Here is an 11,201-nt window from a genome sequence, read left to right as displayed (position 1 = left end):
GTGCAAACGATGAAGTTCCTTATAAGGAGAAAGTCAAATAGCTGATAATTGCACTATATAGCCTTCTTTTTAGAATGATGGTAATTATTATCGAGAAAGATTATTGCATTCTATTTAATCCAGAAGGTCTTTACGCTAGCCTCTATGTAGATTGAATGCGAGAGATATTGGACAACAGGGTGATTGTAACTAAAAACGTATGAGGTACCCTAATTACCGAGTTAAATATATATGATTGAAACGGGTAAGTTAATAGTATGTCAAGCGTTTCTATTAATACTCAAACACCACCAATCAGATTCACATTAACGTATAAAGACCTTCTAGAGAAATACGGGTACTTAGAGCCACCTATAGATCTCAGCTTACTTAGCAATGAGGATTATCACATTTCAGTAGGTGGGGTAGCTAAAATGATGCTCAGCCTTATTGACGCTAGGTTCTTTGGAAAGACTAGATGGGTTTCTTTGGGTCCAGGTTATCCTCCATCCGTAAAGATGGGAGATTCTGAAGTTCACTTTGTAGATTTGGATCCCAAATCCTTAGCGAACTATACTAGGTTTAAGGAGGGGATATATAATGAGAGTCACGGTCTAGGCAAATACGAAATTGTTGGACAAGAATATATTGCATATGCTAATTACAATTGGTTATCTGCTCAGAAGCTTTTAGAATTCTACAAGGATACAGATATTTACTTCATAAATGACTTCCAACAGCTGTTAGTTGGTGGAATAATTGGTCCTTCTGCACCTGCTGTTCTGTGGTATCACATACCATTTGTCCCCGAAAACTTGAGTAAGAAATTAAGGGAATTCTTAATCAAGTCGTTTGAAGGTTTTGATTTAGTCATATTTAGTACTAAGAGGGATTTAGAGGGCTTAGTGAGGGTCGGTGCTAAGGTTAAGGTCAAACAGATTTATCCATTTGTAGATCCGTCTGCATATAAAACAGTGGGAAGAGAGAAAATACAGTACGTAGAAGACAAGTACGGGATAAAGAGCGATGATAAGGTTATCTTGGTAGTTGCGAGAATGGATCCCATGAAAAGTCAAGATTTAGCAATAATGGCTATGAAGAATATAGACGCTAAGTTAGTATTAGCTGGTGATGGCAGTTTTACGAGTAAAACATTAGGTCATGACAAAGGTAGTATTTGGGTGAATAAATTGAGGGAGATCTCTAGAAATTTAAAAGTAGAGGATAAGGTAATATTCACGGGTTATGTACCAGATGAGGAGTTGTTTGCATTATATCAAAGAGCTGATGTGGTGCTCTTACCTTCAAGAATAGAAGGATTTGGTTTGGCAGTATGTGAAGGTTGGTTATATGGCAAGCCTGCAGTTGTCAGTAGTGGTGCTGGGGTAAGTGAATTAATAATAGAAGGAGGGAACGGATACGTATTTAAGTCGGGGAACGTCGAAGAGTTGGCTGAAAAGCTTAAATTGGCGTTAAAGGACGCGAAAGTTGGATCCTTAGGAAAAGAGACTGCTAAGAGGTGCTCGGTAAGTAATGCGATAAATGAATTAAAAGAGGCTTTCGAAATAGCATCAGAGGAATATAAGAAGGTCTAAAGCATCGACTTTAGTTTCTCCCACATACTATCCACATATTGTTCTAAAACCTTGATTTGTTCCTCGCTCAATTTCTTAAACCTACCCTGTATGCTTAGAAAATCTCTTATGGGCCTTCTAGTTCTTTTATCGAGACAATGTAAACTTTCTGAACTGATCTCCAGTTTTCCATTAATGTATTCGAAAAGTGGCCAATAACATGTTTGTACTGCTAACTTAGCAACCTCAACAGTCTTTGATGGGTCAAATAACCATCCATAAGGATCTGGTGTTAGGACATGAAGGTATTTGAATCCATCAATTTGCTTAGCTCTCTTTAGTTTCTCTATGTAGTCATGTGGATATCCTACAGATGCTGTAGCCACATAAGGTACATTATGGGCTATCATAAGAAATGGTAAGTTCTTCTTATTTTCCTTTTTCCCTTCTGGTGTGGTACTTGTGATAGCACCAAATGGCGTAGAACCACTTCTTTGACCTCCACTGTTCATATAAGCCTCATTATCAACGCATAGATAAAGTATATTTTCGTTTCTCTCTGCTGCTCCACTTAATGAGGCAAATCCTATATCCGCTGTTCCACCATCACCAGCCCAAACTACTACTGTTACGTTTTTCCCCCTTTGTTTATATGCTCTTGCTAAGCCTGATGCTGTGGCAGGACCTGCTGCGAAAGCAACATTAACTGTTGGAAAATTATAAGCGTTGTATGGGGCATTACCTTGTATTATTGAAGAGCATCCAGCTACTACTACTAAGACAACATCCTTTCCCAATCCCATTCCTAGCATTCGCATTGCCATATTTTCTGGACATCCTGGACAGGCTGAAGTACCAGACAGTATAGCATTATGCTTATTCAATATCCCTCGGAGTCCTAAGCTCAACTTTTCCCACCTCTTTAGGATAATACCAAATTACGTCTTCTCTCATTCCTTCTACAAATTTATTAAATAAGTACACTAGATCGTTCTTAGTAACAGTAACACCACCTAACCCGCTTACTACGCCTTTTATTGAAGGTATAATATCTGAGACTGTTGATTTTATTTCAACATATAGAGGACCGCCATATCTACCAAAGCTCGTACTCCTATCCAATACTAAGACACCTTTTTTATCCTTTAATGCTTCTCTTATTTCTTTCTCACTCCAAGGTCTCAGATATCTTATCCTCAACAGACCTATTCTTATTCCCTTTTCCCTTAATACATCTATAGCTTCCATAGCATCTCCAGCCCATGCTCCCATCGCTACTACTGCGTAGTCAGCGTCATCTAACTTATACGAAACGTTTAACGTTGAATAATCTCCTAATGGATTTATCTTTTTGCTATACTCTCTTCCTATTTCCCGAATTACGTCCTCTGAGTTCCTTAAGGATGAATCTATTGACTCCCTTAGTCTCATATATCCTTCTGGAGGGAAAACGTTACCCATACCCAATGGATCCTCTGGATCAATAACGTATGGTTGCCTTCTAGGAGGTAAGAATCCATCTATTTGATCTTGATCTGGTATTAATACGTTAGTTTTAGTATGAGATAGAATGAAACCATCCATACCTATCATCATTGGTAAGAAGACTCTCTCATCCTCTGAAATCCTAAACGCTTGTATGGTTAAATCTAACGCCTCTTGAGGGTTACTTGCAAACGCCATTATCCATCCACTATCTCTTTCGCTGGTGAAGTCAGTATGTTCGTTCCAAATATTCCATGGAGCTCCTACTGCTCTTGTACCTACTACCATTACCACGGGCACTCTACTTCCTGCCACCCACCAAATCATTTCATGCATGTAGAGTAAACCTTGAGATGCGGTAGCAGTAAATGCTCTAACTCCTGCTAATGCAGCGCCAAATGTAGCCGCCATAGCTGAATGCTCGCTCTCTACTCTCACTATTTCAGTGTCAATTTCTCCCTTTGCTTTCATTTCAGCTAATTTCTCTATTATTGTTGTCTGAGGGGTTATTGGATAGATTCCAGTAACTCCTACCCTCGCTAATTTAACTCCTAAAGCTACGGCCTCGTTCCCAGAAATTATTTTCCTCATCATTGTTCGCTCACCATGTTTATGGCTTTAACTGGACAAACGTTTGCACAAACTCCACAGCCTTTGCAGTATTCATAGTCAATCTTTATTTTTCCATTGTTAGGTATTATTGTAGCTTCTGGGCAAAACATGAAACACGCTTTACATCCTATACATTTATTGTAATCTACAATTGGCTTTACTATCCTCCATGCTCCTGTTTTCCCTCCTGCTCCTTTATTAGGTCTGCTAACTGGAAAGTATTGATAATCAAGCAGTGACATATTCTACACCACTAACCTGCTCATATGCCATTTTTGCTCCCTTTATGTTAAGTTCTGCTACTTTCCCCTCAAACTCCTCCTCTATTGCTTTTTCTAATGATGAAAATGAAGGAATTCCGAGAACTTTTATCAAGGCTCCTAATATTATTACATTAACCATTGGCCATCCCGACTTTATCAAACCTAAATCCTTAGCTATTTTAGTTGCGTTAACGTGAAAGGTTTTCCAATTAAGATCTGGTTTAGAAGAAGAGTTGACTAGTATCACGGAATTATCCTTTAAGCCTCTAAAAATGGTTTTAGACAGTTTAAGGAGGCTGCTATCTATAACGACTAGATAATTGGGCTCCTCTACTGGAGAAGTAACTCTAATTGGCGTATCGGATATTCTACAATAAGCCTCTATTTCCGCACCTCTTCTTTCAGCCCCATAAATTGGAAAAGAAGAAGCGTAAAGGTTTTCGTAACCTGCTGCTTCAGCAAGCAATTGAGAAGCAGTGACTACACCTTGTCCACCTCTACCGTGGAATCTTATTTCGAGCAATAATTGACCACCTATCTAAATTGTATACTCTTCATCACTTAAAAAACTAACTATAAAAAATGTTTAAACTTTAGGTAGGCCGTAGTATATAACTTTTTCATAAAATTCCATTCTATGTTCGACTTCAGATATAATGTTTATAATCTCACTTATAATGATAATTTCAGGAATAAAGATAGAAATTAATGAAATTACAATAGAAACAGCGTTAAAACCTAATCTGAACTTGGTGTGATTAGAAGCAATTTCTATTGCCAGTATTAATATTAGCGGAATTATAAATAATATATTATGTGTAAAGTAATATCCTAATGGTAATGACATTGTAAAGATACTACCTACAAATGAAATTGGAGTATCTGCTTTATACCACGAAGGTCTCGCTTTCAACATGTAGATCATAATACTAGATATAACCCCAATCGTTAGCGAGAGTAAAGCGAGATAGTAAAATAGAGGGTTAACTATGCTTAGAAGGTAAAATAAGATTGCTAGAGAGGAGAAAAGTACTTCTCTGCTAAGCCATGATGTTTTCAAATTGTAAATAACTCTGTAAAATCTATCAGTTCTCTTAGCGTGATTTACAGAGAATAGTAGGGATACGATTAGAATGAGAGCACTTATGATACCCCAGAAAGGCAATTTCAGAAGAGAATAACCTAAGATAAATTCGCTTCCAATGGTGAAAGCTAGTAGCCCTAAATAGTTATCCTCTCTTTTGGTGTGAGTTACGTTTGCTCTAATGCTTTCCTTTGCTTCAGGTTGCTTTATCACAATCCTAGGCTTAGTTATATCTGAAGGAGGAAGGTAGTCTACGTTAGCTTCACCTTTTTCTATCCATCCAAAAGACAACGCACCTGTAGGACAAGCTTCAACGCAATATGGTATACCCTTTCCTCCTACAAGTCTATCATAACAGAAATTGCACTTGGTCATAATTCCCATATCGTTAAATTTCAAGGCCTCATATGGACAAGCCCATGTACAGAAACCACAGCCTATACACTTGTCCTCCCTTATTCTCACAATTCCCATATCGTTTTTCTCTATCGCATTAGCTGGGCATACTTTCATGCATGTTGGATTATCGCAATGGTTGCAAGCTATTGAAAGCGCTGTTTTACTCTCGCCATAAGGCATTACTATTAAGCTTCTCCAGTTTAGGTTGCCATAAGCCTTATTGCAGGCGTCTACACAAGCATTGCAAATAATGCATTTGTCATGATCGAATATAAATCCTAATTTCCTTTCCATATACTAATCTCTAGTTAACTAGGTTAATAACATTAGCTTTATATTGATATAAAATGATCAAATTTCTATGGAAACTCCTTTTTACAAATATGCATTAATGAGAAACTTCATAAGAGAAGTGATAGAACAAGACTCTATAGAGAGTTTCGTGAGAGAAAAACTGAGTAATGATACTGAAATGAGAAATAGATTTTGTAATGAGGATGAAGAGATGATAAGGCAACTGATTAATGAGGTAATAGAGAACATAACGCTGGGCAAGGGAAAGGGAAAAGAAGAGGAGATATTGAAGGCAATTATCAATTCATGTCATTAATTAACTTTAGAACGTACTCTGGAGTTATTGGTATTTCAACATAGTTAATTGGCTTTTTAATGATATCTTCCAAAGCGTTTATAATGGCAGCAGGAGGAACAGTAGCGCCTCCCTCAGCAACTCCCTTAGTTCCCAATGGAGTAAACGGTGATGGACTTACCATGTGAAGTATTTCGAATTTAGGCATTTCTTTCGCTGATGGAATCCAATAATCTCCAAAAGACATCTGTTTAGGTATACCGTTTTCGTCATACTCAACTTTTTCTAATATCGAAGCACCTAAGCCCATTGCTGTACCACCCATGAGTTGCCCATCTACGAGCATTGGGTTTATCATTGTTCCACAATCGCTTAACACTACGTACTTCAGTATTTCAATAAATCCAGTCTCTTTATCAACCCTAATAGCTACACCGTGTACGTTAACCCCATAAGTGGTAGAGAAATTCACTCTCCGTTTTTCATCTGATGTATTAACGTTAAATGAGTTTAAAGTAACGGAAACGTCTAATCCCATTTCATCTCCGATTAAATACGATCTATTATAAATCATGTTAGCTGCTTCTTTAACACTAAATGTCTTTCCACCTATTCTAACTATTCCATTCTCTATCTTTACCTCGTCTTTTTCAACATTAAACATTTTAGCTAAATATTCACGCATTTTCTCCTTGAGTTTAATGGCTGCAGTGTAAACGGCAGAAATACTAACTACGGAAAACCTACTACCATAAAAGCCAGTACCTGGAGGACCTGCAGTATCTCCTAAAATAACCTTTACATCCTCAATTGAAATCCCTAAAATATCTGCTACAACCTGGGAAATGCTAGTCTCGTGCCCAGTACCCATGCTATTAGTGGAAAGAAATACTGTTACATCTCCACCACTGTCCATTCTCATATATACTCCTTCATAGTAAGGTGTCCTTGGTTTGTTAACTACTAGGGTCTGAAAAGCTAAGGAGGATCCAGGCTCAAGCGCAAATGCAATTCCAATTCCAGTATACTTATCCTTTCTGACAGTCTCTAATTCACTAACTAGCTTCTTTAACGCCTCCTTGTAATTTCCGCTATCATAAATTGCACCAGTTATGCTCTCATATGGCAATTTATCAATGAAATTCCTAGCCCTAAGATCAACATCATTGATCCCAGTTACTTTAGAGACGCCTTTCACTAAATTTTCCAATACCAATACTGCTGGGGGAATTCCTAATCCTCTATATGGTCCAGTTGGCGGTTTATTCGTAACTACTCCATTTACTCTGAACTTTAAGTACTTCATCTTATATGGACCTACTAAGTGATAGATTTGCCTAAGAATAGGTAAAGGCTGATAAGTATGTAAATACGCTCCAAAATCCTCTATTAAATCCACTACGATTCCTAAAAGATTATCACCTTTGTACAATATCTTTGCGTTATAATACCTATCTGGTCCGTGAATCGCTGATATCATATGCTCATATCTGGTTTCAATATACTTTACTGGTCTTCCAGTTATAATTGAAGCCAAAGTAGTCATCGCTATGGGCTTAAGGAAAATTTTACCCCCAAACCCTCCCCCAGAATCCGGTACTATTATCCTAACCTTAGATCTAGGAATATTGAAAATGATACTCAAAGCTGTCTTGAAAACTTGTGGCACTTGCGTATTTGCGTAAACTGTTAAGTTACCACTAACCTTATCGAAATCAGCTATAACGCCGTTAGTCTCTATAGGGGAGGGCAAAATTCTATTATATCTAAATTTTTTCTCAATAACATCATACTCCTTAGGCTCTTCTCCGTATTCAAAAACGTCACTGTATACAACATTAGAATCTAGATCGCCATGTAGCCTAGGGGAATTGATGTCCATTGCTTTGAGGGGATCAATAATGGGGACTCTAGGATCATAATCTACGTCAATTAAGTCTAAGGCATCGTATGTTGCATATCTATCATTTCCTAATACTAGAGCTATTGGCTCCCCAAAATATTTAGCCTCTTCTTTAGCTAGAATATACTCCTTAGGAACCTTTTTTGGATCAGGAACGAAAAAATTAGGTAAATTAGAGAATTCCTTAGCGTCATCGTATGTTATGACGCGAAAACCCTTTTGTTCAGCCCTATGAGAATCAATTTTGAACTTAGCCCACGCATAATTAGACCTTACTACGGCCATGTATAGCATATTAGGCAGATATATGTCATCAATAAATCTACCTTTACCAGTGAGAAAACGTAAATCCTCTACCCTTTTAATCGGACTTCCAATATACATTAAAGTTACACCTTATATCCTATGAATTTGTTATAGAGAAATCTGGCAGCACTTATTCTCTGTATATCGTTTGTTCCTTCATATGTTTTCATGATTTGTAAATCCCTAAGCATTCTCTCTAACCCAGTAGATGTGGTAACGCCATAACCACCATAAACGCTCATTGCCCTCAACACAATTCTTTCAGCTGCCTCAGTAGATATGAACTTAGCTAATGACGCTGCCACTACATACTCGTTTTCTTTACCGTTTTTAAATAAGGTTCCTGCCCAATACGTTATTAGCCTAGCTACTTCCAGATCAGCTAAGGATTCTGAAATTTTAGTTTGTACTAGTTGGAAATCTGCAAGTTTCTTCTCAAATGCAGATCTCTGTAAAGTATAATTAACCATCTTTTCTAATGCTGACTGACCTACTCCTAATGCTTGCGACGCCACTATAGTTCTGGCAAAATCGAATGCACTTACAGCGTATTTGAACGCGTTACCTTCTTCTCCCACAAGATTTTCAGCTGGAACTTTAACGTCTTCTAATACTATTTCTGCAGTATGAGATGATTTCAAACCGGTTGTTTCAATTCTACTAACTGGTTTTACGGCATCTTTTTCAACTACAAACATCGAAATACCTTTCCATCTAGCCTTAGGATCTGGAGGTGAAGTTCTGGCGGTTATCAAATAGTAATCTGCAATATCACCATTAGTAATGAATATTTTTCTGCCATTTAGTATATATTCTCCATTTAACTTCTTAGCAGTAGTCTTTATCCCGGCAACATCGGAGCCCGCAGATGGCTCTGTGTTTGCAAACGCAGCTACCTTATCCCCTTTCGCTACTGGAACTACATATTTTCTCTTTAATTCATCGTTTCCGAATTTGGATAAAGTATAGATAAACATCCAGTCTATTAGTAAAAACGTGCTAAATGAGGGCCAAACTCTTGTAATTTCCTCCGTTGCAACAATTAACGAAAGGTAATCTGCACCTTGACCTCCTAAACTTTCATTTGCAAACAAACCATAAAGTCCTATATCTTTAGCTTTCTGCTTAACTTCCATTGGTATATCTAATTCCTTCTCTCCTCTTTCCACATACTTTGCTAATACGTTTTCAGCGAAATCTCTAACTGCACTTCTTAATAATTCATGATCTTGTGTTATATCTACCTTAAAATCCTCTAACGATTTAAAAGGAAATACCATATATAACAAAAAAGATTTTATCATTATTATTGTTTTCCAAGCTTATTTAACATAGCTTTGCAGAAAGCAACTGCGTCAGCTACTACTAGATAGTCGGCATTTTCGAGTATAGGTGCATTTTTATCTGTATTAACGGCAACGATTATCTTAGAATCCCTTATACCAGCTATATGCTGAGGCTGACCAGAAATTCCCAACGCAATATATAATTTAGGTCTTATTCTCAATCCTGATAATCCTATCTGTCTATCTTCTGGAACCCAATTCAATTCAGCGGCTACTGGTCTACTTCCACCAACTACGCCACCTAAGGCGTTTGCTAATTCCTCAGCGTATTTTACGTTCTCTTTAGAACCTATACCTCTGCCAACTCCAACTACTATTTGTGCAGTTGATAAGTTAGATCCAGAAGAGGTGGATTTCCTACTAACAACCTTCACTCTTCCTTCTTTTAACTGAACCTTCTCAACACTGGGTTGGAGCTCTTTTGGTTGAAGTTGTGTATTAGCTATGGTGATCACTATTGGTAATTCGCCTTCTACTGTAACTACTCCCATTCCACTATAAGCTACTCTATCAGCTACTATTTTTTTACCCTCAAGTTTAAACGATATTACGTCTGTGACTATTGGTAATTTAAGTCTTCCAGCTATTCTTCCAGCTATAGCTCTATCTCTCCTAACATTACCGGTTATAATTACGTCTGGAGAGAGCGATGCTATTAAATCCACTATGCCATCCTCATCTAATTTATCTATTACGTAAAGTTTGTTTACCACTTTAACGTCAGCGTTATTCGATATTCCTATAACTTCTCCTCCAAGACTCTGAGCTACTGCAGAAGCCATTCTTAAAAATACGGGATTTTCAGAGAAAACTACTGTTTTCATTTCAGATCACCCCGTCAGCCTTCAAATATTCAATTAACTTATCCACTGCCTTATTGACGTCATTCTCCTCAATAATTATCTTCTTCCTATTCACAATCAAGGGTTTAATTTCTTTTATAGCAATTTTAGCCTGTGCTTCGAATTTCACTTCCTTAACTGGTTTTTTAGCGGATTCCATTATTTGCCTTACACTAGGAATGCGGGGAGTATTTATTTCACCACCTACGCTTATAACTAATGGTAGAGTAGCCTCTACAGTTTCCACATAGCTCACCATCCCCCTATCAGCAGTAACCTTATTACCTTCAACCTTCAGTGACCTAACGTTAGATATATAGGGTAAGCCCAAGAGTTCAGCCACATAAGCGGGCAATGCTGAAGTTCCACTATCAGTACTCATTTCTGAAAATATTAATATGTCAGGATTCAACGATTTAACGTTCTCTGCTATTGCCATTGCTGTAATGTAAACATCAGGGTTTTTAACGGAAACAGCAATTACTTCGTCAATACCCATCGCCAATGCTTCTCTAATGCTCTTCCTATCGTTATTCCCTACAGTAATCCCTATAACCTTACCACCAAATTTCTCCTTTAACCTTATTGCCTCCTCTATTGCGTTCTTATCATACGTGCTTACCTTTAATGGAGCATCAGTAACTAACTTATCACCCACGACTTTGATCATCTGATCATCTGGAACTATTTTGAAACCAACAATAATGTTCATATTTTAATTTCGAATTGACTATTTATAAAACTAGCCTCAAATCGAGATAGAATAATCAAAATTACAAAAAATATAGTCAAAAACTTTTTTAGCGAAAAAGTTGAGAT

General features: G+C 37.4%; 11 protein-coding genes. 2 read left to right on the top strand and 9 right to left on the bottom strand.

Features of this window, described 5'->3' with window-relative positions; genetic code table 11:
* The first annotated feature begins 257 nt into the window (after positions 1-257).
* On the top strand, positions 258-1,574 hold the full coding sequence (locus V6M85_RS06805) for a glycosyltransferase family 4 protein (RefSeq protein WP_338598217.1): 1,317 nt from the start codon (positions 258-260) through the stop codon (positions 1,572-1,574).
* Here V6M85_RS06805 and porB read toward each other — a convergent pair.
* The 5 genes from porB to V6M85_RS06780 form a co-directional block, all read right to left on the bottom strand.
* Positions 1,571-2,461 carry a pyruvate synthase subunit PorB gene (gene porB, locus V6M85_RS06800; protein WP_338598215.1) on the bottom strand — a complete coding sequence of 297 codons (891 nt, stop codon included), beginning with the start codon at positions 2,459-2,461 and terminating at the stop codon, positions 1,571-1,573. The two genes, V6M85_RS06805 and porB, sit on opposite strands and share 4 nt — an antisense overlap.
* Positions 2,430-3,632 carry a transketolase C-terminal domain-containing protein gene (locus V6M85_RS06795; RefSeq protein ID WP_338598212.1) on the bottom strand — a complete coding sequence of 401 codons (1,203 nt, stop codon included), beginning with the start codon at positions 3,630-3,632 and terminating at the stop codon, positions 2,430-2,432. The genes porB and V6M85_RS06795 overlap by 32 nt, the downstream gene beginning before the upstream one ends.
* Positions 3,629-3,892, bottom strand: a complete 264-nt coding sequence (locus tag V6M85_RS06790) for a 4Fe-4S binding protein (RefSeq protein WP_338598209.1) — start codon at positions 3,890-3,892, stop codon at positions 3,629-3,631. Before V6M85_RS06790 ends, V6M85_RS06795 begins: the two co-directional genes overlap by 4 nt.
* Positions 3,879-4,436 carry a 2-oxoacid:acceptor oxidoreductase family protein gene (locus V6M85_RS06785; protein ID WP_338598207.1) on the bottom strand — a complete coding sequence of 186 codons (558 nt, stop codon included), beginning with the start codon at positions 4,434-4,436 and terminating at the stop codon, positions 3,879-3,881. Before V6M85_RS06785 ends, V6M85_RS06790 begins: the two co-directional genes overlap by 14 nt.
* Before the next feature lie 63 nt (positions 4,437-4,499).
* Positions 4,500-5,690 (bottom strand): 4Fe-4S dicluster domain-containing protein, encoded by a 1,191-nt coding sequence (locus tag V6M85_RS06780; RefSeq protein WP_338598205.1) that lies wholly within the window; start codon positions 5,688-5,690, stop codon positions 4,500-4,502.
* A gap of 67 nt (positions 5,691-5,757) precedes the next feature.
* Between V6M85_RS06780 and V6M85_RS06775 the strand changes: the two genes are divergently transcribed.
* Positions 5,758-6,006 (top strand): hypothetical protein, encoded by a 249-nt coding sequence (locus tag V6M85_RS06775; protein WP_338598203.1) that lies wholly within the window; start codon positions 5,758-5,760, stop codon positions 6,004-6,006.
* Here V6M85_RS06775 and V6M85_RS06770 read toward each other — a convergent pair.
* From V6M85_RS06770 to V6M85_RS06755, 4 genes are read right to left on the bottom strand one after another with little or no spacing between them, the layout of a single operon-like run.
* Positions 5,990-8,272 (bottom strand): xanthine dehydrogenase family protein molybdopterin-binding subunit, encoded by a 2,283-nt coding sequence (locus tag V6M85_RS06770; protein WP_338598200.1) that lies wholly within the window; start codon positions 8,270-8,272, stop codon positions 5,990-5,992. The two genes, V6M85_RS06775 and V6M85_RS06770, sit on opposite strands and share 17 nt — an antisense overlap.
* 5 nt (positions 8,273-8,277) lie before the next feature.
* Complete coding sequence (locus tag V6M85_RS06765; protein WP_338598197.1) at positions 8,278-9,474, bottom strand: acyl-CoA dehydrogenase family protein; 1,197 nt, start codon at positions 9,472-9,474, stop codon at positions 8,278-8,280.
* Between the two features lie 26 nt (positions 9,475-9,500).
* Positions 9,501-10,364: an electron transfer flavoprotein subunit alpha/FixB family protein gene (locus tag V6M85_RS06760; protein ID WP_338598195.1), complete on the bottom strand. Its 864-nt coding sequence runs from the start codon at positions 10,362-10,364 to the stop codon at positions 9,501-9,503.
* Position 10,365: 1 nt separating this feature from the next.
* Positions 10,366-11,094, bottom strand: a complete 729-nt coding sequence (locus V6M85_RS06755) for an electron transfer flavoprotein subunit beta/FixA family protein (protein ID WP_338598193.1) — start codon at positions 11,092-11,094, stop codon at positions 10,366-10,368.
* Positions 11,095-11,201: the final 107 nt, after the last annotated feature.

Source organism: Sulfolobus tengchongensis (assembly GCF_036967215.1).
Lineage (GTDB): Archaea > Thermoproteota > Thermoprotei_A > Sulfolobales > Sulfolobaceae > Saccharolobus > Saccharolobus tengchongensis_A.
Note: the sequence above shows the minus strand (reverse complement) of the source record. Positions and strands in the feature narration are given on the sequence as shown.